Origin of the sequence: Pseudomonas algeriensis, assembly GCF_048847255.1 — a bacterium.
In the GTDB taxonomy this organism is placed as follows: Bacteria; Pseudomonadota; Gammaproteobacteria; order Pseudomonadales; family Pseudomonadaceae; genus Aquipseudomonas.
In genome coordinates, this window is record NZ_JBKKRK010000003.1 from 114,836 (window position 1) to 140,417 (window position 25,582).

Consider the following 25,582-nt stretch of genomic DNA (forward strand, 5'->3'; position numbering starts at 1 on the left):
AAAACTTAATGCAAAAACACATATTCATCCGCTCGACAAAACTAGCCCTTTTATTGCTAAAAGAACAATTCAAGGAGCCTACCGCAATCCTATGGACCATTATCTCCCCTAGCTTGCTATTTTATCTTATCAACCATGCAAACAACCCTGAAAAAAATCCCGACTTCAATTACATGGAGGGCAGCTCATGGTTTTACGGTTACATTGCTGCAAGCGTTGGCCTCTTCGGATTCGCACTTTACATTGTCGGTCGACGAGAGAGCGGATTCATCCGCTCCTTCATATATACTAGCACATCAAAAATAATATTCCTGGCGGGCCAATTCCTTTCATACTCTGTCATTGCCATGATTTATTGCTGCACTTTCTACTTACTCACAAAGATTTTTTTCGGGAAACTACAAGCTTTTGAGCTATTTGATATCGTAGTGAGATTCTATGCATGCTTTCTGATTTTTTGCACGATCGGGCTGATATTGACTTTACTCCCCATAAACTTTCAGAACTCCAGCACTATTTTCTCCATCCTATTATTCACCATGATTGCTCTGGGAGTGGCTAGTTCGGGCACAACACCAGAAAACACCTTCCCTCTTGCGGACCAGATGAACCTTCTGAACCCACTACACCTGGCTAATAAAATCATGCGGAGCGGTATCCAGGAAAACATCGAAACACTGGTCATCTCAACGACCACCCTGACAATTACACTATTTTTCTCGATGAGGCACCTGAGAATAAACCCTGTATGGAGCCGCTATTAATGCGTTCACTATCTATCGAAAATCTTAATATTAAATTCCCTGGAAAGATTTTGTTCCATGAAGCCTCGCTCACTATTCAGCCCGGATCAATAACGGGAATACTCGGACCGAACGGCTCTGGAAAAACAACGCTATTTGATGTTCTATGCGAGGTCAGCTTCACAAAAAACAAAAAAACCCATAACACCTTTCAGAGTCAACTGTATTTATCTCAGATCATCACAACCCCTCCTGTGCTACGCATGCACGAAATATTCAAAATGATTACTATTCTTAGCTCAGACAAGAATCTCACTCAGCAATCCGCATTAACAAAAATATCCAAATGGTGTCCGGAACTGACTGACCGCTATAAAGAAATCTGGAAAAAAAAATCTGCAATTTGTAGCTATGGAGAGAAGCGTTGGTTCTTTACCCTTTCACTTTTAGCGATGGAGCCCGAGCTACTGATTCTCGACGAACCCACTGCTGGTATCGACCCAGAATTTCGCCATTACACATGGCAATGCCTAAAACGAGCAGCCCGAGAAGGGACAGCCATCGTTGTGTCCTCTCATAGCATCGAGGAAGTCACAGCACACTGCGACTTTTTTTACATGATCAGTCAATACAAACTTAAGAAATTCCACTCGGATGAGGAGTTCACATCTACATACAGCGCCAATACGCTGGACGAGGCCTTTATCAAGGCCGCCGCCCTTAAAGCTCCACCCATCCCTAGTCCTTCTTCTCCAACACACGAACAATCACCGGCATCACACTGAAAATCGCCAACGCCAGCACGGTGCTGAGCACCGCCGTCGCCTCCCGACCGAGCCCGGCGGCGACGCCGATGGCGGCGGTCATCCACAGGCCTGCGGCGGTGGTCAGTCCCTTGACATGACTTTCGTCGCCGTCGGTATTCTTCAGGATGGTGCCTGCGCCGAGGAAACCGATCCCGGCGACAACGCCCTGTATCACCCGGCTCATCGCATCGGCCTCTGACCCCGACATTTGCGGCACCAGCACGAACAGCGCGGCGCCCAGCGCCACCAGCATGTGGGTGCGCACCCCGGCGGCCTTGCCCTTGTGCTCACGCTCGAACCCCAAAATGCCTCCCAACAGTGCAGCCATTACCAGGCGCACCGTCACCCGCGTCATTTGCTGGACATCGGCGATGTCGGCGAACTCCGCTTGCAGGGTCATCCAGACTTCATCCCACCACGAATCCATGAACGTTCCTCTCTTCACTCGATAAACGATTGACCGCAAGCGATGCGAGACGTGCGACCGCTGATCAGCCACGAAGAACCCTGCCGATCGGGAGGCGCCTAACGTTCAGGCATACAGGAAGGAGCAGTACCATGACTGTACGTATCGATGACCACCAGACCTGCCATTTCGACACCGCCAACGGGCCGGAACTTCGCCCGGCCAGCGAGCTGACCATCATCACCGACCCTGACAAGGCCATGTCGGCGGTGGAACTCAATGGCGGGCGGGTCTACCTGACCGAAGCGCAGGTCGATGCCCTGATCGTGGCTGGGGCGGCTGACGGGCGGCAGAATCTGAAGGCGACGGACGGGGATTCGGTCATCTGACGGCTCGTTTGGCTCTTATTTCTGATCTTGCGTTGCTTTTGATTTTGCTTTGCTTTTGATCTTGCGTTGCTTTTGATTTTGCCTCGCTTTTGATCTTGCGTTGCTCTTGATCTCGCTTCGGCTTTTGATCTTGAACGCCCCGTTAACCACGCTGGCCGAACGCAGGTATTGCGTAGTGGGTATCCCGGCATGGATGCCGGGATAGCCGCGCAGGGCCATGGATGGCCCATCGCGGCGGGCCCACGGAGCAATGCCGGAGTGAGGGAACGCCGAGCCTAGGCGAGGTGCCGAGTGGTGGGGCGAAGCCTTTTTTGCTTACTTTTTTTGGCGTCTGAAAAAAAGTAAGCCGCCGTAAGGGCGGAACCGTCAGTAGCCACAACCGCAGAGATGGATATACACACCAATCCGGAAGTCGCATCAAACTGCCGCAAAGCGAGGCCTACATCGCATCTGATCCGGTTTTTATCAACCCACCTGAGTCTGTTATGCAAACAGTTCAATGGTCATAGTGCCCCAGCCAGATAGCGGCTGATGAGCGACCGACCATGAGCGAAAGAATCCCCGCCCAACTGATACAGACCTTCGACCCCACGCCCACAAAAACAAAGTCCAGAACCACCGACAACCTGATCCACACCCGCAGCTTTACCGGCTTGTTCCGCACCTTGCGCATCAGCGGTGCCGGCATTCTGTTCCTGTTGTTCTTCGGCACGGTATGGCTGAACTGGGGCGGTCGCCAAGCGGTGCTCTGGGACCTTTCCGAGAGCAAGTTCCACATCTTCGGCGCGACTTTCTGGCCTCAGGATTTCATCCTGCTGTCCGCCCTGCTGATCATCGCCGCGTTCGGCCTGTTCGCCATCACCGTGTTCGCCGGGCGCGTGTGGTGTGGCTACACCTGCCCTCAAAGCTCATGGACCTGGATCTTCATGTGGGTCGAGAAAATCACCGAAGGTGAACGCAACCAGCGCATCAAACTCCAAGCCGCGCCGTGGGACTTGAACAAACTCCTGCGGCGCTCGGCCAAGCACACCTTGTGGCTCGTCATCAGCCTGCTCACCGGCCTGACATTCGTCGGTTATTTCACCCCGATCCGCCCCCTGGCCGAGGAACTGCTGACCTTGCAGATCGGCGGCGTCAGCCTGTTCTGGGTGCTGTTTTTCACCGCGGCCACCTACCTCAACGCCGGCTGGCTGCGCGAAGCGGTGTGCATGCACATGTGCCCTTACGCACGGTTCCAGAGCGTGATGTTCGACAAGGACACCTTGACCATTTCCTATGACGTGGCCCGTGGTGACATTCGCGGGCCACGCAAACGCGAGGTCAATCCCGCCGATGTCGGACTGGGTGATTGCATCGACTGCCAGATGTGCGTGCAGGTCTGCCCCACCGGCATCGATATCCGCGATGGCTTGCAAATGGAATGCATTGGTTGCGCGGCGTGCATCGACGCCTGCGACTCGATCATGGACAAGATGGGCTACGCCCGTGGCCTCATCAAGTACACCTCCGAGCATCAACTGCAAGGAGGCAAGACACATCTGCTGCGGCCACGGCTGGTGGGCTACACGGCGGTGCTGCTGGTCATGATCGGTGCCCTGGCGGTGGCGCTGGCGGAGCGCCCCATGGTGTCGCTGGATGTCAGCAAGGACCGTGGGCTGTTCCGTGAAAACAGCCAGGGCCAGATCGAAAACATCTATAGCCTGAAAATCATCAACAAGACCCAGCAACACCAGGCGTATGAATTGTCCCTGGTGGACGGCGACGGCTTTGTCCTGCAAGGCAAGACACGCCTGAGCCTGGCGCCGGGGGAAATCGTCGACGTGCCAGTCTCGGTGGCGATGCTCAGCGAACGGCCACGCAGCGGTTCCCAGGAAATGACCTTCAAGGTTGCCGACAGTGACGAGCAGCAAGTCTACAGCGTGGCCAAGAGCCGTTTTGTCGCGCCGATGAATCGGTGACCCTTTAAGATGCAATGTCCCTTATGACCGGGCCCGCCATGAAACGCTACGAAAAATTCGCCGACGACATCGCTGAACTGATCCGCTCCGGCATGCTGGGGCCCGGCCAGCGCGTGCCGTCGGTGCGCTACGCCAGCCAAACGTACGGCGTCAGCCCGTCCACTGTTTTCCAGGCCTATTACCTGCTGGAGCGACGCGGCCTGATCCGGGCCCGGCCGCGTTCCGGTTATTTCGTCAATAATCTTGCACCGCGCCCGTTCTGCGAACCGGTCATCAGCAGCCAGGTGCAAGAGTCCACTGAAGTCGATGTCAGCGAACTGGTGTTTTCGGTGCTCGACTCGATCAAGGATCCCGCCACCGTACCGTTCGGCTCTGCATTCCCCAGCCCCATGCTGTTTCCGTTGCAGCGGCTGTCCCGCTCGTTGTCCAGCGCGACCCGGGACATGGACCCACGCGTGGTGGTGACCGACATGTCACCGGGCAATCCTCAACTGCGCCGCCAGATCGCCTTGCGCTATATGGTCGGTGGGCTGATGTTGCCCATGGAGCAATTGCTGGTCACCAACGGCGCCCTGGAAGCCTTGAACCTATGCCTGCAAGCGGTGACCGAGCCCGGCGACCTCGTGGCGATCGAAGCCCCTGCGTTCTATGCCAGCCTGCAAGTGCTGGAAAGGCTGAAGCTCAAGGCCGTGGAAATCCCCGTGCATCCGCGTGACGGGATCGACCTGGACGTGCTGGAACAGACGCTGGCGCGCCATCCGATCAAGGCGTGCTGGTGCATGACCAGCTTCCAGAACCCCATGGGCGCCACCATGCCCGAGGCGCGCAAGCAAGCGTTGGTGGAGCTGTTGCGCCAACACCAGGTGCCGTTGATCGAGGACGACGTCTATGCCGAACTCTATTACGGCCAGCAGGCTCCCAAACCAGCCAAGGCGTTCGACACCGAAGGGTTGGTGATGCATTGCGGTTCGTTCGCCAAGAGCCTGGCCCCGGGTTATCGCGTCGGCTGGGTCGCCGCCGGGCGCTATGCGCAGAAGATCGAACGGCTCAAGCTCATGACATCCCTGTGCGCCTCGATGCCGGCCCAGGCCGCGATCGCCGACTACCTGCAACACGGCGGCTACGACCGGCACCTGCGCAAGCTGCGCTACGCCCTGGAAGAACAGCAAAGCGCCATGCTCGCCGCCATCGGCCGCTATTTCCCGCCCCAGACCCGCGTCAGCCAGCCGGCGGGCGGCTATTTCCTCTGGCTGGAACTGCCGGAGCAGATCGACTCGCTGAAGCTGTTCCAGATGGCATTGGCGCAAGGCATCAGCATCGCCCCCGGGCCGATCTTTTCACCGACCCAACGTTTCAGGAATTGCATCCGGCTGAACTATGGCGGGCCTTGGACTGAGGCGTCGGAAAAGGCGATGGAAACGTTGGGGCGGATTATCCGGTCGTTCTAATATTTGGTTTGCCAGCACTACCGCCATCGCGAGCAAGCTCGCTCCCACATTTGGAACGCAATCCCCTGTGGAAGCGAGCTTGCTCGCGATGAGGCCAGGGCAGACCGCCCAGTTCTCAGCGCCCACCACCAAGGTCAACAAACGTCCCCGTCGCATACGATGCCTTGTCCGACAGCAGCCAGATGATCGCTTCGGCCACTTCGTCCGGACGCCCGCCTCGCGCCATGGGAATCGCCGATTCCAGCTTGCTGACCCGCTCAGGATCACCACTGAGGGCGTGGAAATCGGTGTAGATATAGCCCGGGCGAACGGCGTTGACGCGAATGCCTTCGCCGGCCACTTCCTTGGACAGGCCTACGGTGAAGGTATCCAGTGCGCCCTTGGAGGCCGCGTAGTCGACGTATTCCCCCGGCGCGCCCAAGCGGGCGGCAACCGACGAGACGTTGACGATGCTACCGCCCTGCCCGCCATGGCGGGGCGACATGCGCAGCACCGCATGCTTGGCACACAGGATCGGCCCCAGCACATTGGTCTTCAAGATTTTGAGAATGCGGAACTCGGACATTTCATCGAGCCGGGATTTGTGGGCGACCGTACCGGCGTTGTTCACCAGGGCGGTGACACGGCCCAATTCGGCGTCGACGCGGCTGAACAGGCCGACCACCTCATCTTCGATGCTCACGTCGGCCCGCACCGCAATGGCCTGCGCGCCCTTGGCCCGGACCTGTTCGAGGATGTCCTGAGCGGCGTTTTCATCGGACTGGTAGTTGATGCAGATGTGATAGCCCTGATCCGCCGCCAGCAGCGCCGTGGCCGCTCCGATCCCGCGCCCGCCACCAGTGATGACGATGACTTTATCCACGCTTGCTCTCCCGTTCCACGCAAACACGTCGGGCCCAAGAATAGCGTTGACCCGACGATTTGCACAACGCGGCCGGTTTACCGGGGCGATGACACCGACTGGCGAGCCAGTGCGCGCAGGTCCAGGCGCCCGTCCAGCAGCGGCGGGCACCAGTAATACCCGCCAGTGATCGGCCGGCTCATGCGGTACAAGCCATCGGTAATGCCGTCTTCGAGGCCGCTCATGCGGCGCAGTTGCGCTTCGAAGGCATCCAGGGAGAAACCGAACGCCAGGAACATCAGCCCAGCGCGATCGCCTTCGATCCACGGCATGGAACGGCGCACGACGAAAGCCTCCGGTGCAAAGCTTTCCTGGGCCGTGCGCTTGACGTGGGCCGACTCCGGCGCATCTTCGATTTCCTCGTTGTCGCTCAGGCGACGGCCCATGATGTTGTCGCGTTCGTGGGGCTGCATCGCCGCGAACCCGTCCAGATCGTGCTGCCACTGCTGGATCGCGGCGAAGCTGCCACCGCGCAGTCCGTCGGCGCCCTGGGCCAGGGCAGCGGCGACGGCCGCGTCATCGTGGGGGTTCTCGGTGCCGTCTTCGTAGCCGGTCAGGTCGTGGCCGGTCATATGGCGGAACGTTTCGTTCATTTGCACCAGGCGCAGGGCCGGCGCCAGGGCCGCTTCGATGGCGCGGCTGCGGTGCAGCAGCTCGCCGCGATCCTCGCCATGCAACCAGCACCACAGCGCGTGCTGGGTCGAGGGATTATCGACGCCGACACCGGCCAGGGCAGGAAATGCCCGCAGCCCCTTGACCTCGGCGCCCAACGCTTGCACCAACGACTCGCCAAACCCGACAACCGCGCGGCCATCCAATTGCAGCAACAATTTATCGATCGCAGCCGGCAGTGCCTCGACCGATTCCAGGGCAAAAAACAGATGACGGGCCTGAGGCGGAACAGGGGTGGCGAGAATGCCGGGCTGGTAGTAACTCATGGGAACTCCTTCGGAAAGAGTCGCGAGTTTACCCGGCGGCCGCCGCTTTGTGTCGTTTCGCTTGAGGACAGGACCCTTCGGCCGACGGGACCGTTTTGTGGGAACGCTCCCACGTCCCTGTCAGACAGCTCGGAACCCAGCCTGCATCCGTTGCTGCGGATTGCCGGGCAGCAAAAAACGCCCTAGATTGACCGTCCCTCAAGGAAGGCCAACGAGAGCGCTCCATCATGCACATTGCCAAATCGATACTCGCCGGGAGCTTTTTCCTGATCCTTTCTTTTACCGGCGTCGCCCAGGAACGCCTTGAAGAAACTGTCGATGCCGTTATCCAACCCCTGATGAAACAGCAGGACATCGCGGGGATGGCGGTGGCGATCACCCACAACGGCCAGCGCCAGTTCTTCAATTATGGCGTTGCCTCCAAGGACACGAGAAAGCCCGTCACCGACCAGACCCTGTTCGAAGTCGGCTCGATCAGCAAGACCTTCACCGCCACGCTCGGCGCCTATGCCCAGGCCCAAGGCAAGTTGCAATTGTCGGATCCGGCCGGTCGCTATGCCCCGCAGCTGAACGGAGCAGCGCTGGCAAACACCCGCCTGCTCGATCTCGCTACCTACACGGCGGGCGGGCTGCCTTTGCAGTTTCCCGACGATGCAGACCATGCCGACAGGATGTTCAGCTATTACAAGTCCTGGAAACCGCTCTACCCGACCGGCACCCAACGGCTCTACTCGAACCCGAGCATCGGCCTGTTTGGCCATCTGGCGGCCCGCGCCCTGGGTCGGTCATTCGATGACGTGATGGAACAAACGCTGATGCCGGGGCTGGGCCTCAAACACAGTTATGTACGGGTGCCGCAAGACCAATCGGGCCGATACGCCCAGGGCTATGCAAAGGATGGCAAGCCCGTGCGGGTCGGACCTGGCGCCTTGGATTCCGAGGCGTATGGGGTGAAGACCAGCTCAGCGGACCTCATTCGTTTCGTCGAGGCCAACCTGCGACCGCAAAAGCTGGACGAAGCCTTGAAGCAAGCCATCGGCACGACCCACATGGGTTTCTATCGGGTCGGCGGAATGACCCAGGGCTTGGGCTGGGAGTTCTACCCTGCCCCGTTCACCGTGGATGACCTGCTCGCCGGCAATACCCCGCAGATGGCCCTGACCCCACAGAAAGTCGAACCGCTCAACCCGCCCCGCCCGGCGCCGGACGGCAGCTGGATCAATAAGACAGGCTCTACCAACGGCTTTGGCGCATACGCGGCGCTCGTGTCTGGAAAGGATTTGGGGATTGTGATGTTGGCGAACAAGAACTACCCGATCGAAGAACGGATAAAGGCCGCCCACAAAATCCTGGCGGCATTGGAACGACAATGAAGTCTGCTTTTGTGGCGAGGGGGCTAGCTCCCTCGCCACGTAAATTCGGTGCTATGGAGGGTCAATCCTCCAGCGCCTTCGGCGCGGCCGCGGGCTTGGTGGGCTTGGCCGCCTTGCCCGGCTTGGCGCCTTTCGCGTCCTTGGCCGGCGCGGGTTCTGGCTCGGGTAGCGGGGTTGGCGCCACGGCTTCCTTTTCAGCCGCAGGCAATTTGTCGACAGCATCGAACAGCTCGCTCAATGTGATCGCGCCGGAATGCTCAAGCTTCTTTTCCCCATCCTTGCCCACCAGGATGATCTTGGGCAGCGCACCGGCTCCCAGCTTGAGAGAACGGATCAGTGCCATGGTGCTTTGCGGGTCCAAATCCTTGCCATCACGTTTCCCGATGGTGTTGAAAACGGTGTAGAGCATCATGTTTCGTTCGGAGAATCCCTGCTTGCCCTCTGGCTTTTCGAGCTCTGCTTTCAACGTGGACCATGCAGGGTCGACGGAGCTGGGCGCGATAATGATCAAGGGGCGGGTCTTGCCCACCTCCGCCACCAGGGGCGAGTCGCCATCAGCGGCGAACAAGGGGCCAGCAAATGCCAGCAAGGTAGCGAAGGTCAACGACCGAATAAGCATGCGCCTCTCCTTTTGATATTTACGCTGTACTGATTGCACATGGCGGCGATTGTTCCGCGAGAGTCGCCCGTTACCGCAGCTGCCTGCCTTGAAGCTTAGGCCACCGGCCCCATAGCGCAACCGCGTCACGAAGCGCTCAAAGGCCGAACGGGAAGGTGTCTTCCTCGTGCTCAAGCGTGTGAGGTGTTGGCAATGGCGTGACCGCTTCGGTCTGCTCGAACCAGAGCCAGGCATCGAACTGCTCGGCCAATACGGCTTCGAAGTAATGGCTCTGGCGTTCGGTTTCAGGGCGGTAGATCACGCCGATAGCGCGTTCGAGCAGGGGCTCGGACAATGCGTCCAGCAGTGCCTCGTCAGGATTAGTCCGCCAGTCCGTGAGCGATGCGCGAACACCCGCATTCAGGAATTCCCGCTCCCAACTGCCGGCCAATGCGGGCAGCACCTGCTTGATTTTCATCGGTGAGTCCCAGTCATCGGCCGCCGCCACACTGCCATGATCAGTGCCCATGCCCAACAGCACCGCGTCGCGGCCGTAAGCCATGCGGCATAACTGGCCGATATTGAATTCACCTTCCCAACCCATGCGGGTCGCGGCGGCATTGCCGATGTGGGAGTTGTGCGCCCAGACCACCGCTTTCGCATCGGGGCCACGATGTTCCATCAGGCTCTGCAGGGTGTCGAACATGTGCCGGTCCCGCAGGTTCCAGGACGATTTTCCGCCGCGATACATGGCCCGGTAGTACTGTTCGGCGGCGCGCACGACCCGGGCGTTCTGGATGGCGCTGAAGAAACTCTCGTCATCCTCGATCAGGGGATCGAGGCGCTCGGCGAGCAGCGTGTTGAGCTGCTCGACCACCGCGTCCTCGCAGGTCGCCAGGTTGCCGCGTTCGGTGAAATGACCGTAAAGCGCCGGGTCGTCGTGCCAAGGCGTCAGGCAACCATAACGATGCCGGGCGCCGCGGGCCAGGTGGGGGTGTGCCTTATCGAGGTAGTTGAGCACTTCGTCGATCGAGTGCCGCAGGCTGTAGACGTCGAGCCCGCGAAACTCCACGCGCCGATCGCCCGACTGCTCCAGGTTGTAATCGCGCAACCAGCGGACGAAGGACTGTACGTCGGTGTTGCGCCACATCCAGCTTGGAAACCGGGCGAAAGCCTGCTGTTTCCAGGCCGAGGGTCCGAGGTCACGCACGCAGCGGTCGATTTGCCCGGCGTCGGGCCAGTCGGCTTCGACGGCGACGATCCCGAAGCCGTGATGCTCGATCATGTGCCGGGTGATGGCCGCGCGGGTGCGGTAGAAGTCATGGGTGCCGTGGCTGGCTTCGCCGATCAGCAAGACCTTCGCGTCGGCAAAGCGATCGAACATCTCGCCAAACGCCGGGCTGTCCTCGGCGGGCAGCGGTTCGGCGTGATGACGCAGAATGTCGGCGATGTCGGAGCGAGGTTCGACGCGACGACGGCGCAGGCGTTGCAGCAGATCTCTGGCTGGGCTGTTCATGGATCGTGGCCTCATCAGTACCTGGTTTACAGGTATGACTATGCCTATCGGCCCATGACTCCGAGCAAATCAGAACGCCAGTTTGAAGCCGATCATCGCCAACATCACCGCCAGGCAAGGGCGCAGGAGTTCATCGGAAATACGTCCCGACAAATGGCTGCCCAGGTAAATGCCCGGCAGTGAACCGATCAGCAAGAAGCCGAGGATGTGCCAGTCCATGTTGCCCATGCTTGCGTGGCCCAGGCCGGCCACCAGGGTCAGCGGCACGGCGTGGGCGATCTCGGTCCCCACCAGGCGCCTGGTGACCAGGAGCGGATAGAGGATGAACAGCGCGACAGTGCCCAGGGCGCCGGCGCCGATGGAGGTCAACGCGACCATCGTGCCCAGCACCAAGCCGGTAACCACAGTGAGTACGTTGAGCCGTGAGCCGCTGGGGTTGTAGTGGCCGCCGGCGCGATCGTGGGCGAATTGCAGCAGGCGTTTCTTGAACAGGATCGCCAGGGCAGTGGCGAACAACACAAAACCCAGTGCTTGCTTGATGACTGCGTTCATCGCGTCTGGCGAGCTGTTCAGGCTGCTGAGGAACCACAGGGTCAGCCCGACCGCCGGCACGCTGCCCAAGGTCAGCCAACCGGTGATGGACCAGTCGATATTGCGGTTCTTGGCGTGAACCAGCACGCCGCCGGATTTGGTAATGGCCGCGTACAGCAGGTCCGTACCCACCGCCGTCGCGGGGTTGATGCCGAACCACAGCAGAATGGGGGTCATCAGCGATCCGCCACCCACGCCGGTCATCCCGACGATGAAACCGACCACCAGGCCCGCTACGACTAAACCGAAATTACCGAAATCCATCAAACCCGTCTCAGCGCGACCGCGTGAAAAATCTGGCCGCGAGCATAGCGATTTTTCTTATAACCCCCTATATCGATGTGATCTATCTTTATTCCATTTTTGATCACTGGACGGGCAGGAAATTCAGGAACAGCAGGCTCTGTGCATAGTTGAGCCCTATCCGCCGGTAGCGCTCGTCGAGCATCTGCGTCAGCAGGTCCAGGCGTGCAACGATTTTCCCGAACTCGACGGCAAAGCTCAGGTTGCTGCCCTCCTCCGAGATTTCGTTGGAAAACAGCATCGGCGAGCCGTCCTTGTTCTGCCGCTGGCCCAGCAACCAGGTTGCCTTTTCGATGTTGCGCGCAGCGTTGCTGACGAAGCGCGGATCGATGGTGTCGGTCATGTAGAACTCCAGGCGATTGCCGTGGGCCGTGACCAGCATGCTGCCAATGGCGTAGATGAACGCACCGACCCTATCACCAAGGAACTCGGGGCTCATGGCATAGCTCAGGGCCGCCAGGTCCTTTTTATTGCCCAAGGTCGGCAAGGGCTGCTGTTGCTCGATGGCTTGGCGCACTTGCTTCACGGCGACGCGGACGTCGAGGAAGCCCGACTTGCGCAATTCTTCCGGGTTGCGCAGGTAAAGTTTGTGCATCAGCAGGTAAAGGCTCTGCAAGTTGTCGTGCATCGAGAGCGTGGCCATCCGGTCCACGCTGGTCTGCAAGAATTCCTGGGGCTTGGCGTTGCTGAACTGCGTAACCATGTCCTGGCCTTGCTGGTGGGTGCAGCCGCCGCTGAGCAACAGCAACAGGCCCACCAACAGCAGGTTGCTGCGACGTGGCGACACCATCACGGAAAGTAAAACACCGGCCATCGAATCTCGTCTGGACATGGGGAAGCGGTGGGGCTCGCCGCTTCCTGGCCATGGATAGAGCGGAAAAAACCCTAAAAGTGCAGTGCCTTACCCGAGAGTTGACGTCTGGTCACGATTCGCCTCGATCAATTAGTCTTACTTTTTAATTGATAAATCTCAATTTATAGCTATAAATCCCATCTCCACCCGCAAATAGAAAGACTACTGAACAGAAAAACCTTCATCGCTGTCCGACCAATTAACGGACTCGACCCGCGTTAAAACAACAAAAAAACAACAGGAAGGAAGGTCACACTCATGCTTGAATCCAGACACCTGCTCTCGGCCCTCGGAGTTTCTCTGATGATTGCCACCTCTTCACAGGCCGCCGGCCTGACCAACGAACGCGTTGCTTTCGGTAAGACCGACGACGGCACGGCGGTTGAAAAATATGTGTTGCGCAACAGCAACGGCATGGAGGCTACCGTCATCACCTATGGCGGGATTCTCCAGTTGCTGATCGTGCCGGACAAAAACGGCATGACCGACGACATCGTGCTCGGCTTCGACGATGTCCAGGGCTACCAGAAGAATGGCAATGTATATTTCGGCGCGACCATCGGCCGCTTCGGCAATCGCCTGGCTGGCGGCGCGTTCGAGTTGGATGGCAAGCGCTACCAGGTGCCGCAGAACGACAAGGACAATTCGCTGCACGGCGGGCCGCAAGGGTTCGACAAGCGTGTCTGGAAAGCCGAGCCGAGCAACGACAAGGACTCGGTCGGCGTGACCCTGACCTACCTGTCGAAAGACGGCGAGATGGGGTTTCCCGGCAATCTGAAGACTGACGTCACCTACAGCCTCAACGACAAGAACGAACTGCGCATCGACTACAAGGCCACCACTGACAAACCGACCGTACTGAACCTGACCAACCACAGTTATTTCAACCTGGCGGGTGCAGGCAATGGCGACATCCTCAAGCAAGTCGCGACCTTGCACGCGTCCCGCTACACACCGGTGACCGCCAAGCTGATTCCCACCGGCGAGCTGGCGCCAGTGGCCGGCACGCCGATGGACTTTACCAAGCCAACCGCCATCGGCACCCATATCAAAGCCGATCATCCGCAGTTGAAGTTCGCCGAGCCAAAACAGGGTGGGTTTGACTTCAACTGGGTGCTCGACGCCAAGGGTGACGTAAACAAACTCGCCGCCGACGTCCAGGATCCGAAGTCCGGGCGACGGCTGCAGCTCTTTACCAGCGAACCCGGTGTGCAGTTCTACACCAGCAACTTCCTCGATGGCACGGTCAAGGGCAAGCAAGGCAAGGTCTATCCGCACTGGGGCGCGTTTACCCTGGAGACCCAGCACTTCCCCGACTCGCCGAACCAGCCGGACTTCCCGACCACGCGGCTGGATCCGGGCCAGACCTACACCCAGGCCATGGTGCTGAAGTTCTCGGCGGAATAACCCTCCTGCCAACCGAGCGTTCCCACGTTGCGCGTGGGGACGCCTCCCGTGGCGCTCTGCGTCATGCATTTCGGCCCTAGAGCATCCCGCTGCATTGCGGCGCGAATCAAACCTGAACGCCTGGTCTATTCTGCTGCCACAGCTTAATCGACCCGCACGACAGGAGATGCGAATGAGAACTCTGGAGTTGGCCGGCGTGTCCGTGCCGGTAATCGGCCAGGGCACTTGGCGCCTGGGTGAAGAACCGTCCCATCACAAAAAAGAAGTGGCTGCCCTGCGCCTGGGCATTGAAATGGGCATGACCCTGATCGACACCGCCGAAATGTATGCCGAGGGCGGCGCCGAAAAAGTCGTTGGCGAAGCGATCACCGGGCTGCGTGACCAAGTGTTCCTGGTGAGCAAGGTCTACCCCCACAACGCCAGCCGCAAAGGCATTCCGCTGGCCTGCGAGCGCAGCCTGCGGCGGCTCGACACCGATTACATCGACCTTTATCTGCTGCACTGGCGTGGCCAATACCCGCTGGAAGAAACCGTCGAAGCGTTTGAACGACTTCGCGAAGACGGCAAGATCGGGCGCTGGGGCGTGTCGAATTTCGACGTCGGCGACATGGAAGAACTGAACGCGCCCGACTGCGCCACCAACCAGGTGCTGTACAACCTGCAGGAGCGCGGCATCGAATACGACCTGCTGCCCTGGAGCCAGCAACGGCGCATGTCGATCATGGCCTACTGCCCGGTCGGCCAGGGTGGGCAGCTGCTCAGGGATCACACCATGCAACAAATCGCCGAACGCCACCGCGCGACACCGGCGCAGATTGCCCTGGCCTGGCTGTTGCGCCAGGACAATGTGATCGCCATTCCCAAGGCCGTGCAGCCTGAACATGTGCGCCTGAATGCCGAAGCGGCGAATCTGCAACTTGAGCGCCAGGATCTGGCGGCGCTGGACCTGGTGTTTCCCAAGCCCCAGGGCAAGCAGCGGTTGGCGATGGTTTAGCTTGGGGAATCGAAGGTTCTGTGGCGAGGGAGCTTGCTCCCGCTGGGGTGCGAAGCGGCCCTCGCTTTAGGCGGCTGCTGCGCAACCGAGCGGGAGCAAGAGCCTCCCCCTCCAACCCATCACTCAGCGGCATCAGAACAACCCCATCTGCCCCCCGACCAAAGTCGAAAAATCATCGTCCACAAACGGCAGGATTGCATCCGCCACCGGCTGTAGTTGCTTAGTCACGTAATGGTCGTAATCTATCGGCGCGCTGCGGGTTTCCAGCGGCTCGGGGCCGGCCACGGTGATAACGTAGCTGATCCAACCGCCGTTCTGATACTGCCGAGGCCGACCCTGGCGTTCGTTGAACTCGTCGGCGAGCCGCGCGGCCCGTACGTGGGGCGGCACGTTGCGTTCGTAATCATCCAGGGGGCGGCGCAGGCGCTTGCGGTAGACCAAGCGCTCATCGAATGTACCGGCCAGCGTCTGGCGCACGTAGTCGCGCACATAATCCTGATACGGCTGGCGATGGAAGATCCGTCCGTACAGCTCCTGCTGGAACTGCCGGGCCAGGGGCGACCAATCGGTGCGCACGGTTTCCAGGCCCTTGTAGATGATTTCATCGCTGCCGTCGGCGCGGGTCACCAAGCCGGCGTAGCGCTTCTTGCTGCCCTCCTCCGCGCCGCGGATGGTCGGCATGAGGAAACGCTTGAAATGGGTTTCGAATTGCAGCTCCAGCGCGCTCTCCAGGCCGAACTCGTCACGCACGTGCTCGCGCCACCACCCGTTGACGTAAGCCACCAGTTCCCGGCCAATCGCCGCGGCTTCTTCCTGGCCATGGGGCCGGCGCAGCCAGACGAAGGTTGAATCGGTATCCCCATAGATCACCACATGCCCCCTTGCTTCGATCAACTGCCGGGTGCGTTGCATGATCTGATGACCGCGCAGGGTGATGGACGACGCCAGGCGCGGGTCGAAGAAGCGACAGCCACTGGAGCCGAGCACTCCATAAAACGCGTTCATGATGATTTTCAGCGCCTGGGACAAGGGCGCGTTATGTTCGCGCTTGGCGGTCTCCCTGCCTTCAGCGACCCGCGCCACGATGGACGGCAGGCAGTGTCGGGTACGGGAGAACCGCGCCCCGCGAAAGCCTGGGACAGACTCGTGCTCGCCCGGATGGCGCAGCCCCTCGATCAGGCCCACCGGGTCTATCAGAAAGGTGCGGATGATCGACGGGTACAGGCTCTTGTAGTCGAGCACCAGCACCGATTCGTAGAGCCCCGGCTGGGAATCCATGACGAACCCGCCAGGGCTGGCCTCGGGAGGACGCTGGCCGAGGTTCGGCGCAACGAAGCCTTGGCGGTGCATCAGCGGCATGTAAAGGTGCGTGAACGCCGCCACCGAACCACCGCTGCGATCGGCCGGCAGGCCGGTGACGCTGGCGCGCTCCAGCAGGAACTCGAGCAGATCGGTCTTGGCGAAAATCCGCGTCACCAGCTCGCAGTCCTTGAGGTTGTAGCGGGCCAGGGCCGGCTTGTCCTCGGCGAACATGCGGTTTATCTCGTCCATGCGCTGGTACGGGTTGTCGATGGACTTGCCTTCGCCCAGCAGGGTCTGCGCGACGTTCTCCAGGCTGAACGACGGGAAACTCCAGGTCGCCGAACGCAAGGACTCGATCCCGTCGATGATCAACCGGCCCGCCGCCGAGGCGAAGAAATGATTGTTGCGCGCGCCATGCTCGCGCCACTGCATTTCCTCGCCGCCACGCCCCAGGCGCAGCGGCACGGCCAACCGACGAGCATGCTCATGCAACACGCGCAAATCGAACTGCACCAGGTTCCAGCCGATGATCGCGTCGGGGTCGAAGCGGGCAAACCACTCATTGAGCTTCTTGAGCAGCAGCGTTCGGGATTCGCAATATTCGAGTTGGAAATCAACGTCGCGATCATCGCCGTTCGGTGGACCGAGCATATAGACCTGTCGCTCGCCGCAGCCTTCCAGGGCGATGGAGTATAAATCGCCCTGGGCGGTGGTTTCGATGTCCAGGGACACCAGCCGCAGCGGTGGGCGGTACTCGGGAGCCGGTTTCATCTGGGCGTCAAGCAGCACGCCGTCGGCCGATGGCGTGCCACCGAACCACACCGGGGCGGTGATGAAGCGCTCCATCAGGTAGCGCTCCGGTGGCCGGATATCAGCTTCGAACACGTCCACGCCGGCGCGCCGCAGCGTGGTGTCCAGGCGCACCAGTTGTCCATGCTGTCGACAATACAGGCCCAGCACCGGGCGATGCTCGAAATCCAGCAGGTCCAGGGGACGCAGCTCGATGTCCTTCTCCCCTTGCAACAGCGCTTCGGCCTGGCCGCGCTGCACTTGCGGCACGAACGCCACCGAAGGCTGCACCGGCAGGCGCACGCGCCGGGGACCGGCATCGGTCGCCAGCCAGAACTCGACTTCGGTGCCCGCCGGGGTATCGCGCCAATGCCGGGTCAGGACGAAGCCCTGCTGTAGATCCACCGCTGAAACCTCAAAACTTGCATGTGCGCTGATTCTACCTGTGGCGAGGGGATTTATCCCCGCTGGGGTGCGCAGCAGCCCCTCAAGCAACTTGCATCAGATGAATGTCGTGTCGACATTTTTGGGACTGCTGCGCAGCCCAGCGGGGCGGCGCGACGCTTCGCTAAATCCCCTCGCCACAACGGCGGATGACTTTAGATAGGAGTGAATTCACCCGCCATGACGCTTTTGGACGACTGACTGCCGCTTTATCGCTTGCCCTTCGCCGTTGGGTCTACGATTCTTTTACCACCCGCAAAAAAACGACACCCGAGGCCTCCCCATGAAAACCGTCGCGCAGTTGCTCCGGATAAAAGACGAGAAGAACCAGCAAGTGCACACCATTTCACCGGACGACATGGTTTTGCAGGCCCTGATGCGCATGGCCGAGAAAAACGTCGGTGCCTTGCTGGTGGTGAAGAACGACGAGGTGCTGGGCATCATCAGTGAGCGTGACTATGCGCGCAAAATGGTCTTGCACGGGCGCTCATCGGTGGGCACGAAAGTCAGCGACATCATGGTTTCGCCCGTGATCACCATCGATCCCCATCAGAACGTCGAGACGTGCCTGAGCATCATGACTGAAAAGCACTTGCGGCATTTGCCCGTCGTGGAGGACGGCAAGCTCGTCGGCCTGTTGTCCATCGGCGACCTGGTGAAAGAGGCCATTGCCGAACAAGCAGACCTGATCCGACAACTGGAGCAATACATTCGCGGCGAATGATCGGCTCGGGCGGGTTGCTCATTTGCGACTCACTTCTATATTGAAGAAGTTGCCCCGCCGAGCATCCCCATGGCCGTTACCGAACGACTGATCATCTGTGAACATTGCGATGCGGTGTACGAGCCGGTTGAGCTCGCCCCGCATCAAAAAGCTGCGTGCGTGCAATGTCACGCCGTGATCCAGCGCTACAACGGCTTGACCATCGAACAGCGCTTGGCCTTGACCATCACCGCGGCGGTGGTGTGGGTCTTCGCCAACGTTTATCCGGTGATGAGCATCCGCCTCCAGGGCTTGAGCAACAGCGCGACGCTGTGGGACTCCGTCGTTGCGCTGAGCCAGGGCCCCATTACCTTCATCGCCCTGGTCGCCGCCGTCGCGATCATCATCGCCCCGGCCTTCCAATTGGCGCTCCTGCTCTGGGTGCTGGGCTACGCCTATTCCGAACGGCGGGCACCGGCTTTCAGCCTGTGCATGCGCAGCCTGGAAACCCTGCGGCCGTGGAGCATGCTGGAGGTGTGCCTGCTGGGTGCGTTGGTCGCGGTGATCAAGCTTGCCGGCCTGCTGGATGTACTGCCCGGCATCGGCCTGTTCGCCCTGGCGGCCTTGAGCCTCTTAATGATCCGTATTGCCGGCCGTGATGTCCGCGACCTTTGGGACACCCTGTGAACGGGCCATTGCCAGGCAACCCGCCCCGGGCCGGCGACTTGGACCTGTGCCTGTGCCACAGCTGCGGCCTGGCGTGCGACATGAGCGACGAGCCCGAGACGTGTCCGCGCTGCGATGCCGCCCTGCACCGGCGCAAACCCGATACCCTGACCCGCACCTGGGCCTACATGCTGGCGGCGCTGGTGTTCTATATCCCGGCGAACCTGCTGCCGGTCATGAACACCCAAATGCTCGGCGATGGCGCGGACAGCACGATCATCAGCGGCGTTCTCGAGTTCTGGAACAGTGGCGCCTGGGACATCGCCTTGATCATCTTCATCGCCAGCATCGCCGTACCGGGCATCAAGTTCGTCGTGCTGACGCTGCTGCTGGTGACCGTGCAGCGGCGCAGCACCTGGGCCCAGGTCCAGCGAGCGAAGCTGTACCGGCTGGTGGAGGTCATCGGCTACTGGTCGATGCTCGATGTGCTGGTCGTAGCGTTGGTGGCGGCGCTGGTGAAATTCCAGGCCCTGAGCGACATCGAACCGCGACCGGGAATACTGTTCTTCGGTCTCGTGGTGCTGTTTACCATGCTGTCGGCCATGAGTTTCGATCCACGGCTGATCTGGGATACCCAACCATCCGAGGAGGTCATGGATGAAGTCGCAAGCCACTGATGGACAGCCCGCACCGGGCCGGGCCCATGTCACCAGCCGTCGCTGGACGGTGTCGCTGGTATGGATCGTACCCATCATCGCCGTGCTGGTGGGGGTGTCCCTGGTGGTCCATAACTGGCTGCAGGAAGGCCCGACCATCACCATCACCTTCAAGACGGGCGAGGGCCTCACCGCGAACAAGACTCCGGTCAAATACCGCAACGTGGTCATCGGCCAGGTCACCGACGTGCAACTGAGCGCCGACCAGAAGAATGTGACCGCCACCGTCAAGCTCGCCAAGACCGCGGACACGTTCACCCATGAAGACTCGGTGTTCTGGGTGGTCCGGCCGCGTATCGGCGCCGGCGGTATCTCCGGGATCGATACCTTGCTGTCCGGGGATTTCATCGGTGCCGACGCCGGCCACTCCACCGTGCGCGCCAAGTCCTTCACCGGCCTGGAGGCCCCGCCCCCCATCACTTACGGAGAGCCGGGAAAGCGCTTTACCCTGCACTCCCAGGACCTCGGTTCGCTGGACATCGGCTCGCCGGTGTACTTGCGCAAGATCCCGGTGGGCCAAGTGGTGTCCTATGCCCTGGACGCCGAAGGCAAGGGGGTCAATATCGAAGTGTTCGTCAATGCGCCAAACGATGCCTACGTCACCGAGAACACCCGCTTCTGGAACGTCAGCGGTGTCGATGTGAACGTCGGCGCCAACGGTTTCGCGGTCAAGACCGAATCCCTCTCCGCCCTGCTGGTCGGCGGCATCGCCTTCAGGGCCCCGGAGTACAGCCCCAACGACACGCCCGCACCCGAAGACAAGAATTTCGAGCTGTTCGCCGATCAGCAAAGCGCCCTTGCCCCGCCCAGTGGCAAGGCGCAATACCTGGCCTTGCGGTTCGACCAGGCCTTGCGCGGGTTGCGCGTGGGGGCGCCGGTGGAATTCCTCGGGATTGAGATTGGCCGGGTGGTGGCCATGAACCTGGATTTCGACGAAAAGCAGCGCACATTTCCCGTCAATGTCGGCATCGTGATCTACCCCCAACTGCTGGGCAAGGCGCATGAAAAACTGCTCAAATCCCTCAATCACAATCCGGAAGACGAAGCCGCCGCTGCCCGGCTGGTGGGCAGTTTCGTCGAACGGGGCCTGCGCGCCCAGGCTCGCAGCGGCAACCTGCTGACCGGGCAGTTGTATATCTCCCTGGATTTCTACCCCAAAGCGGAAAAGGTCGCCTTCGACCTCGCCGCCCGCCCCCTGCGGATCCCGACGATCCCGGGCAGCCTGCAGCAATTGCAGGAACAGCTGCAAACGGTGGTGGAGCGCATCAACAAGCTGCCGCTGGAGAGCATCGCCAGCAATCTGGACGGCAATCTGGTGGAGCTGCGCAAAGGACTCTCGCAATTCAACAACAAGACCCTGCCGGGCGTGCAAAGCACCTTGCAGGACGTGAGCAAGACCCTGCAATCGGCAAATTCTACGTTGGCGGAAGACTCGCCACAGCGTGAACAGCTGACCCAGACCCTGGATGACCTGGGCCGCATGTCCCGTTCGCTGCGCGAGCTGTCGGACTACCTGAGCCGACATCCTGAATCGCTGCTTCGCGGCCGTCCGAAGGACGCCCCGGCGCAAAACCTGACTTTTCCGGTGAAAGAATGATGACAGGAGCACGCTCGATGCCGCTGACGCTGAAATCTTCGTTGATTGCCCTGGCGCTGCTCCTCGGCGCCTGCCGCAGCGACCCTATCCACTATCACACCCTGAGCCCGGTCCAACCGGCGGGCCAGGTGCATGCGGGCGTGGATATCCAGATCGAGCAACTCAGCGTTCCACCGCAAGTGGATCGCACCCAGATGGTGATTCGCCAGGGCGACAGCGGGTTGGCCATCCTCGAAACCGAATGGTGGGGCTCAAGCCTGGCGGACGAACTACGCAGCAGCCTTGACGAGCAATTGAGCAACCCCGGTGCGCCAAAGCGGTTGCTGCGGGTCGACGTGCAGCGCTTCGACTCGATTCCCGGTCGGTATGCGCGCATGGACGTGCAATGGCGACTGCGCACGCTGGGCAGCGACGCCCACGCCCTCACCTGTCGCAGCAGCCTGCAAACGCCGGCCACGGGCAATATCGACGACTTGGTGAAGGGGCATCAAAACAACGTCCGGCAGTTGGTCGACCTCGTGGGGCAAGCGGCATCGCGCAACGCCTGCCCCTGATTCAATCGGGCCAATGCAGTGAAAGCACTGGAGCGACTCGCGGGTGGTGGTCGATACGCGCCAGCAAGGCATGGAACTCAGGGCGGGCATTGAGCATCGCTTCCCGGGTTTCGACCCATTTCGTGATCACCGCCGCCAGGATATCCAGCGCGCCGGGCTCGGCGCCGCCGAGAAAGGGTGACGCTGCAAACTGGTCGGCAAACAGCGCCCAGTTGCGATACAGGCGCTGTTTCGTGCCCGACACCAGACGTTCCTGGGTGACTTCGTCCGCATCAGGCAGCCAGCGCTGGGGGAAATCGATAATGCCAATGGGTGTGTAGCAGTTGGCGGCGATATAGACCAGGCCACGTATGACCTGCGCGCGCTGGGCCGGATCCTCCGGCAACAGTTTTGATTCTCGGAAAGACAACCCCAAGTGAATCAGGATCGCCGCCGCCTCGGTCAACACCGAGCCGTCCGGCAGTTGCAGGGTCGGGACCTGCTTCTGAGGATTCAACGCCTCGAGTTCTTTCGCGGCCTCGTTGTCCTCGGTCGAATAGGTATCGACGCGTCGATAAGGCACCCCGCATAGGTTCAAGGCGACCTCGACAGCTGCCGAGCCGGACTGGCTGTGACCGAATAACTGGTACATGCACCTGCCTCCTGCAAAAGGGATTATGCCGGTAGAGCTTCCTGGTCCGCGAGTGTTCCATCAATCTGACTGACACACCTGCAACGAGCTATCACCGCCGTCGATGTTCACCATCACGTCAATGAAGTTCTCATGCTCCCTGCCCGGCGCAACAATGGCCCCACACAAACAACACACCCCGGAGCACACCATCATGAAACGCCAAATCATCCTCAGCTTCGCTTTCTCGGTACTGGCCGCCAACGCATTCGCCGCCACTTCCCAACCCGTCGTTGCCGAAGGTGGCTCCGACCGCCTGATCGAAAGCCGCGTCGCCGAAGGTGGTTCCGACCGCCTGCTGGAACGCCGCGTCGCCGAAGGTGGCTCCGATCGTCTGCTGGAACGCCGCGTCGCCGAAGGTGGTTCCGACCGCTTGCTGGAACGCCGCGTCGCCGAAGGTGGTTCCGACCGCTTGCTGGAACGCCGCGTCGCCGAAGGTGGTTCCGACCGCTTGCTGGAACGCCGCGTCGCCGAAGGTGGCTCCGATCGTCTGGCTCAGAACCGTGCATGAGTGGTTTTCACGCAATGCCTGACCCGGTTCCAAACGACGTTCAATACGAGTCATGGCGAGGACAGCCCCTTGCCATGACGGTCCAACCCGCTTGCAAGTCATCCCCCTGAAAGCCCGGCCTCAACCGCCGGGCTTTTTCATGGCCAGAAGTTTTAGCGCCCCGAAGCCCGAGCCATGCAGCGCTGATAACGTTCGTCCACGCGCTTGGCAAACCATGCGGTGGTCAGTTTGCGTGTGATTTTGGGACTCTTGAGCACAATGCCCGGCAACAGTGCCCGAGGCAGCGGCTTGCCCTCGGCCTTCTCAGCCAGTTCGAACACGCGCTTGTAGAGTTTGCTGTCTTCGAAGGCGAGGCTGTCGCCCAGCTCCAACTGATCGCGGATGGTCGGGTTGCGCATCCCCAGGGACTTGCCCAAGGTGCGCACCGCCAATTCCGTGCTGCCCGGCATGATCGAGCCATGCAAGATCAAGTCGCCGTCCAGGGCCAAAGAAATACCCGAAGCGCGACTCACCGCATGTTGAAACGCCGCGTTGCGACTGGCATACCACCCGGCATTGAAATCGGCGAACCGGTACAGCGGCTCGGTGTAGCTCACCGGATAGCCCAACAAATGGGCGATGCCGAAATACATGCCGCCACGACGACTGAACACTTCCCGCCGAATCGAGCCATCCACCGTGTACGGATAATCCCGGGCATTGGCCTGGGCAAATGCGATGCTGACCTGCATCGGGCCACCCGTGTGCACGGGATTGAAGCCGTCGAACAACGTCTTGCCCAACGGCACCATGCTGATGAAGTCATCGAAAATCGCGCTGAGTTCTTTCTCGCTTCGCGCCGCGTCCAGACGGTCGCTGTAGCTTTTACCGTTCGGCGAACGCACCTGGAGCGCGCCGCTGACCAGGAACCCCGGAATGTGCACCTTGGCCGCGCGACGGTCGATCTCCTGTCGGGCGATCTTGCCCAGCCCGGGCACGGCCGGATCGGCCTGGAACGTGGATTCCTGTTCGGTCACCGCCAGCACCGAACAGATGTTCTGCGTCGTGGGCGGGATCTGCTGCGCCGAAAAGGCTACGTAGATATCCGTTGCCCAGCCTGCCCGATCAGCGGTCTTGGCCGGCAACAAACGAACGATCTGCGCCTTGACTTCGGCAGGCTGGCGTTCAGGCTCCTGAGCCTGGCGAGTGCCGCAACCGGCCAGGGCCAGTGAAGCGGCGAGGCTGATCGTCAATCGAGTGAAATGCATGGTGCTCCATCAGATCCATTGTTCGGGAGCAACCATACGACCAAAAGCCGGTAGAAATCCAATAGAGAGCAAGCTTGCTCCTACAAGGCAACGCCGTTCACTCAAGGCCACCTGCAAACCCGTGGCGAGGGAGCTTGCTAGTACGGTGCTGGGTTAGATTCCGCTCAAGGCCAGGTCCAGGGCGAAGTAGGTGAAGATCAGGTCTGCCCCGGCCCGCTTGATCGCGCCCAGGCTTTCACGTACCACGCGGGCCTCGTCGATGGCACCGGCCTGGGCGGCAAACTTGATCATCGCGTATTCACCGCTGACCTGGTAAGCCGACAAGGGCAAGTTCGACGCCTGGCGAATGTCGCGGATGATATCGAGATAGGCCCCTGCCGGCTTGACCATCAACGCATCGGCGCCCTCCTGCTCGTCCAGCAACGACTCGCGCAAGGCTTCGCGACGGTTCATCGGGTTCATCTGGTAACTCTTGCGGTCGCCCTTCAAGGCACTGCCGCCAGCCTCGCGAAACGGCCCGTAGAGCGCCGAGGCGAACTTGGTGGAGTAGGCCATGATGGCGGTCTGGCTGAACCCCGCGTTGTCCAAAGCCTTGCGAATAGCCTGGACTTGCCCGTCCATGGCCGCCGACGGCGCAATGACATCGGCACCGGCGCGCGCCGCCGCCACGGCTTGCTTGCCCAGGTTGACCAAGGTGCGGTCGTTATCCACTTCATCGCCATGCAGCACACCGCAATGGCCATGATCGGTGTATTCACAGAAACAAGTGTCGGACATCACCACCATTTCCGGCACGGCGTCCTTGCAGATCCCGGCCATGCGCGACACCAGGCCACGCTCACTCCATGTGTCGCTGCCATCGTTGTCCAGGTGATGAGACACACCGAAGGTCATCACCGACTTGATACCTGCGCGGGCATAGCGCTCGATCTCGCCGGCCAGTTTCGACTCGGGAATACGTGTCACACCCGGCATGCTCTTGATCGGCACAAAATCGTCGATTTCTTCCTCGACGAAGATTGGCAGCACCAGATCGTTCAATGTGAACTCGGTTTCCTGGAACAGGCTGCGCAAGCTCGCGTTGCGGCGCAGACGGCGTGGACGTGCTGCGGGGAACTGGCTGGACATGGGACTCCGGGGTCAGGTTTGAATCACGAGG

At 60.5% G+C, this 25,582-nt stretch carries 25 protein-coding genes and 1 pseudogene; 14 read left to right on the forward strand and 12 right to left on the reverse strand.

From position 1 onward, the window contains the following. Positions 1-8: 8 nt before the first annotated feature. Together ACLK1G_RS05770 and ACLK1G_RS05775 are read left to right on the forward strand one after the other, a co-directional pair. Positions 9-764 (forward strand): ABC transporter permease, encoded by a 756-nt coding sequence (locus ACLK1G_RS05770; RefSeq protein WP_420764551.1) that lies wholly within the window; start codon positions 9-11, stop codon positions 762-764. Continuing rightward, entirely contained in the window at positions 764-1,528 is a 765-nt protein-coding gene (locus tag ACLK1G_RS05775; protein WP_420764552.1) for an AAA family ATPase, read from the forward strand. The genes ACLK1G_RS05770 and ACLK1G_RS05775 overlap by 1 nt, the downstream gene beginning before the upstream one ends. Here ACLK1G_RS05775 and ACLK1G_RS05780 read toward each other — a convergent pair. Next, a complete protein-coding gene (locus ACLK1G_RS05780; RefSeq protein WP_420764553.1) occupies positions 1,482-1,976 on the reverse strand; it encodes an MgtC/SapB family protein in 495 nt (164 codons plus the stop codon). The genes ACLK1G_RS05775 and ACLK1G_RS05780 overlap by 47 nt on opposite strands. 131 nt (positions 1,977-2,107) lie before the next feature. Between ACLK1G_RS05780 and ACLK1G_RS05785 the strand changes: the two genes are divergently transcribed. Then, positions 2,108-2,344: a DUF3203 family protein gene (locus ACLK1G_RS05785; RefSeq protein ID WP_420764554.1), complete on the forward strand. Its 237-nt coding sequence runs from the start codon at positions 2,108-2,110 to the stop codon at positions 2,342-2,344. A 15-nt stretch (positions 2,345-2,359) separates the two neighbouring features. On the opposite strand, the gene ACLK1G_RS05790 is transcribed toward ACLK1G_RS05785, so the two are convergent. Further along, positions 2,360-2,563, reverse strand: a complete 204-nt coding sequence (locus tag ACLK1G_RS05790; protein WP_420764841.1) for a hypothetical protein — start codon at positions 2,561-2,563, stop codon at positions 2,360-2,362. A gap of 326 nt (positions 2,564-2,889) precedes the next feature. Between ACLK1G_RS05790 and ccoG the strand changes: the two genes are divergently transcribed. Both ccoG and mapR read left to right on the forward strand, forming a co-directional pair. Beyond that, positions 2,890-4,302 carry a cytochrome c oxidase accessory protein CcoG gene (gene ccoG / locus ACLK1G_RS05795; protein ID WP_420764555.1) on the forward strand — a complete coding sequence of 471 codons (1,413 nt, stop codon included), beginning with the start codon at positions 2,890-2,892 and terminating at the stop codon, positions 4,300-4,302. 38 nt (positions 4,303-4,340) lie between these two features. Further along, on the forward strand, positions 4,341-5,750 hold the full coding sequence (mapR, locus tag ACLK1G_RS05800) for a GntR family transcriptional regulator MpaR (RefSeq protein ID WP_420764556.1): 1,410 nt from the start codon (positions 4,341-4,343) through the stop codon (positions 5,748-5,750). A 115-nt stretch (positions 5,751-5,865) separates the two neighbouring features. Here mapR and ACLK1G_RS05805 read toward each other — a convergent pair whose 3' ends face one another. Both ACLK1G_RS05805 and ACLK1G_RS05810 read right to left on the reverse strand, forming a co-directional pair. After that, positions 5,866-6,612 (reverse strand): SDR family oxidoreductase, encoded by a 747-nt coding sequence (locus tag ACLK1G_RS05805; protein WP_420764557.1) that lies wholly within the window; start codon positions 6,610-6,612, stop codon positions 5,866-5,868. 77 nt (positions 6,613-6,689) lie between these two features. Next, positions 6,690-7,589, reverse strand: coding sequence for a Dyp-type peroxidase (locus ACLK1G_RS05810; protein ID WP_420764558.1), 900 nt, complete (start codon positions 7,587-7,589; stop codon positions 6,690-6,692). 227 nt (positions 7,590-7,816) lie between these two features. On the opposite strand from ACLK1G_RS05810, the gene ampC reads away from it, so the two are divergent. After that, a complete protein-coding gene (ampC, locus tag ACLK1G_RS05815) occupies positions 7,817-8,962 on the forward strand; it encodes a class C beta-lactamase (RefSeq protein ID WP_420764559.1) in 1,146 nt (381 codons plus the stop codon). Between the two features lie 61 nt (positions 8,963-9,023). On the opposite strand, the gene ACLK1G_RS05820 is transcribed toward ampC, so the two are convergent. The 4 genes from ACLK1G_RS05820 to ACLK1G_RS05835 all read right to left on the reverse strand — a co-directional run bounded on the left by ACLK1G_RS05820 (position 9,024) and on the right by ACLK1G_RS05835 (position 12,784). Further along, positions 9,024-9,581, reverse strand: coding sequence for a DUF4174 domain-containing protein (locus ACLK1G_RS05820; RefSeq protein ID WP_420764833.1), 558 nt, complete (start codon positions 9,579-9,581; stop codon positions 9,024-9,026). Positions 9,582-9,717: 136 nt separating this feature from the next. After that, complete coding sequence (locus tag ACLK1G_RS05825) at positions 9,718-11,076, reverse strand: erythromycin esterase family protein (RefSeq protein ID WP_420764560.1); 1,359 nt, start codon at positions 11,074-11,076, stop codon at positions 9,718-9,720. Between the two features lie 69 nt (positions 11,077-11,145). After that, on the reverse strand, positions 11,146-11,931 hold the full coding sequence (locus tag ACLK1G_RS05830) for a sulfite exporter TauE/SafE family protein (protein WP_420764561.1): 786 nt from the start codon (positions 11,929-11,931) through the stop codon (positions 11,146-11,148). Positions 11,932-12,034: 103 nt separating this feature from the next. Further along, positions 12,035-12,784, reverse strand: coding sequence for a hypothetical protein (locus ACLK1G_RS05835; protein WP_420764562.1), 750 nt, complete (start codon positions 12,782-12,784; stop codon positions 12,035-12,037). Between the two features lie 297 nt (positions 12,785-13,081). Here ACLK1G_RS05835 and ACLK1G_RS05840 point away from each other — a divergent pair, with 297 nt between their 5' ends. Further along, entirely contained in the window at positions 13,082-14,230 is a 1,149-nt protein-coding gene (locus tag ACLK1G_RS05840; RefSeq protein WP_420764563.1) for an aldose epimerase family protein, read from the forward strand. Between the two features lie 172 nt (positions 14,231-14,402). Continuing rightward, complete coding sequence (locus ACLK1G_RS05845) at positions 14,403-15,224, forward strand: aldo/keto reductase (RefSeq protein ID WP_420764564.1); 822 nt, start codon at positions 14,403-14,405, stop codon at positions 15,222-15,224. A 132-nt stretch (positions 15,225-15,356) separates the two neighbouring features. Here ACLK1G_RS05845 and ACLK1G_RS05850 read toward each other — a convergent pair whose 3' ends face one another. Beyond that, positions 15,357-17,720, reverse strand: a complete 2,364-nt coding sequence (locus ACLK1G_RS05850) for a DNA polymerase II (RefSeq protein WP_420764565.1) — start codon at positions 17,718-17,720, stop codon at positions 15,357-15,359. 322 nt (positions 17,721-18,042) lie between these two features. On the opposite strand from ACLK1G_RS05850, the gene ACLK1G_RS05855 reads away from it, so the two are divergent. The 5 genes from ACLK1G_RS05855 (at position 18,043) to ACLK1G_RS05875 (ending at position 21,995) form a co-directional block, all read left to right on the forward strand. After that, positions 18,043-18,483: a CBS domain-containing protein gene (locus ACLK1G_RS05855; RefSeq protein ID WP_030138503.1), complete on the forward strand. Its 441-nt coding sequence runs from the start codon at positions 18,043-18,045 to the stop codon at positions 18,481-18,483. Positions 18,484-18,552: 69 nt separating this feature from the next. Then, a complete protein-coding gene (locus tag ACLK1G_RS05860; protein WP_420764566.1) occupies positions 18,553-19,149 on the forward strand; it encodes a paraquat-inducible protein A in 597 nt (198 codons plus the stop codon). Further along, entirely contained in the window at positions 19,146-19,805 is a 660-nt protein-coding gene (locus tag ACLK1G_RS05865; protein ID WP_420764567.1) for a paraquat-inducible protein A, read from the forward strand. Before ACLK1G_RS05860 ends, ACLK1G_RS05865 begins: the two co-directional genes overlap by 4 nt. Continuing rightward, complete coding sequence (locus tag ACLK1G_RS05870; RefSeq protein ID WP_420764568.1) at positions 19,786-21,441, forward strand: PqiB family protein; 1,656 nt, start codon at positions 19,786-19,788, stop codon at positions 21,439-21,441. Before ACLK1G_RS05865 ends, ACLK1G_RS05870 begins: the two co-directional genes overlap by 20 nt. Positions 21,442-21,458: 17 nt before the next feature. Further along, positions 21,459-21,995 (forward strand): PqiC family protein, encoded by a 537-nt coding sequence (locus ACLK1G_RS05875; protein ID WP_420764569.1) that lies wholly within the window; start codon positions 21,459-21,461, stop codon positions 21,993-21,995. A 1-nt stretch (position 21,996) separates the two neighbouring features. On the opposite strand, the gene ACLK1G_RS05880 is transcribed toward ACLK1G_RS05875, so the two are convergent. Beyond that, on the reverse strand, positions 21,997-22,626 hold the full coding sequence (locus ACLK1G_RS05880; protein WP_420764570.1) for a glutathione S-transferase family protein: 630 nt from the start codon (positions 22,624-22,626) through the stop codon (positions 21,997-21,999). A gap of 193 nt (positions 22,627-22,819) precedes the next feature. Here ACLK1G_RS05880 and ACLK1G_RS05885 point away from each other — a divergent pair. Then, positions 22,820-23,170, forward strand: a pseudogene (locus ACLK1G_RS05885) (phage infection protein); the annotation flags it as partial. Between the two features lie 158 nt (positions 23,171-23,328). Here ACLK1G_RS05885 and ACLK1G_RS05890 read toward each other — a convergent pair. Next, entirely contained in the window at positions 23,329-24,423 is a 1,095-nt protein-coding gene (locus ACLK1G_RS05890; protein WP_420764571.1) for a DUF1615 domain-containing protein, read from the reverse strand. A 153-nt stretch (positions 24,424-24,576) separates the two neighbouring features. Continuing rightward, the gene (gene hemB, locus ACLK1G_RS05895) at positions 24,577-25,551 is read right to left on the reverse strand and encodes a porphobilinogen synthase (protein ID WP_420764572.1); all 975 of its coding nucleotides are present in this window, start codon (positions 25,549-25,551) and stop codon (positions 24,577-24,579) included. Positions 25,552-25,582: the final 31 nt, after the last annotated feature.

Bases quoted from the DNA above. Each gene is read 5' to 3' on its own strand.
- ACLK1G_RS05785 (WP_420764554.1), top strand. From the start codon at position 2,108: ATGACTGTACGTATCGATGACCACCAGACCTGCCATTTCGACACCGCC.
- ACLK1G_RS05825 (WP_420764560.1), bottom strand. From the start codon at position 11,076: ATGAACAGCCCAGCCAGAGATCTGCTGCAACGCCTGCGCCGTCGTCGC.
- hemB (WP_420764572.1), bottom strand. From the start codon at position 25,551: ATGTCCAGCCAGTTCCCCGCAGCACGTCCACGCCGTCTGCGCCGCAAC.
- ACLK1G_RS05870 (WP_420764568.1), top strand. From the start codon at position 19,786: ATGAAGTCGCAAGCCACTGATGGACAGCCCGCACCGGGCCGGGCCCAT.
- ACLK1G_RS05840 (WP_420764563.1), top strand. From the start codon at position 13,082: ATGCTTGAATCCAGACACCTGCTCTCGGCCCTCGGAGTTTCTCTGATG.
- mapR (WP_420764556.1), top strand. From the start codon at position 4,341: ATGAAACGCTACGAAAAATTCGCCGACGACATCGCTGAACTGATCCGC.
- ACLK1G_RS05860 (WP_420764566.1), top strand. From the start codon at position 18,553: ATGGCCGTTACCGAACGACTGATCATCTGTGAACATTGCGATGCGGTG.
- ACLK1G_RS05770 (WP_420764551.1), top strand. From the start codon at position 9: ATGCAAAAACACATATTCATCCGCTCGACAAAACTAGCCCTTTTATTG.
- ccoG (WP_420764555.1), top strand. From the start codon at position 2,890: ATGAGCGAAAGAATCCCCGCCCAACTGATACAGACCTTCGACCCCACG.
- ACLK1G_RS05810 (WP_420764558.1), bottom strand. From the start codon at position 7,589: ATGAGTTACTACCAGCCCGGCATTCTCGCCACCCCTGTTCCGCCTCAG.
- ACLK1G_RS05820 (WP_420764833.1), bottom strand. From the start codon at position 9,581: ATGCTTATTCGGTCGTTGACCTTCGCTACCTTGCTGGCATTTGCTGGC.
- ACLK1G_RS05835 (WP_420764562.1), bottom strand. From the start codon at position 12,784: ATGGCCGGTGTTTTACTTTCCGTGATGGTGTCGCCACGTCGCAGCAAC.
- ACLK1G_RS05790 (WP_420764841.1), bottom strand. From the start codon at position 2,563: ATGGCCCTGCGCGGCTATCCCGGCATCCATGCCGGGATACCCACTACG.
- ACLK1G_RS05890 (WP_420764571.1), bottom strand. From the start codon at position 24,423: ATGCATTTCACTCGATTGACGATCAGCCTCGCCGCTTCACTGGCCCTG.
- ACLK1G_RS05830 (WP_420764561.1), bottom strand. From the start codon at position 11,931: ATGGATTTCGGTAATTTCGGTTTAGTCGTAGCGGGCCTGGTGGTCGGT.
- ampC (WP_420764559.1), top strand. From the start codon at position 7,817: ATGCACATTGCCAAATCGATACTCGCCGGGAGCTTTTTCCTGATCCTT.
- ACLK1G_RS05880 (WP_420764570.1), bottom strand. From the start codon at position 22,626: ATGTACCAGTTATTCGGTCACAGCCAGTCCGGCTCGGCAGCTGTCGAG.
- ACLK1G_RS05875 (WP_420764569.1), top strand. From the start codon at position 21,459: ATGCCGCTGACGCTGAAATCTTCGTTGATTGCCCTGGCGCTGCTCCTC.
- ACLK1G_RS05845 (WP_420764564.1), top strand. From the start codon at position 14,403: ATGAGAACTCTGGAGTTGGCCGGCGTGTCCGTGCCGGTAATCGGCCAG.
- ACLK1G_RS05855 (WP_030138503.1), top strand. From the start codon at position 18,043: ATGAAAACCGTCGCGCAGTTGCTCCGGATAAAAGACGAGAAGAACCAG.
- ACLK1G_RS05775 (WP_420764552.1), top strand. From the start codon at position 764: ATGCGTTCACTATCTATCGAAAATCTTAATATTAAATTCCCTGGAAAG.
- ACLK1G_RS05780 (WP_420764553.1), bottom strand. From the start codon at position 1,976: ATGGATTCGTGGTGGGATGAAGTCTGGATGACCCTGCAAGCGGAGTTC.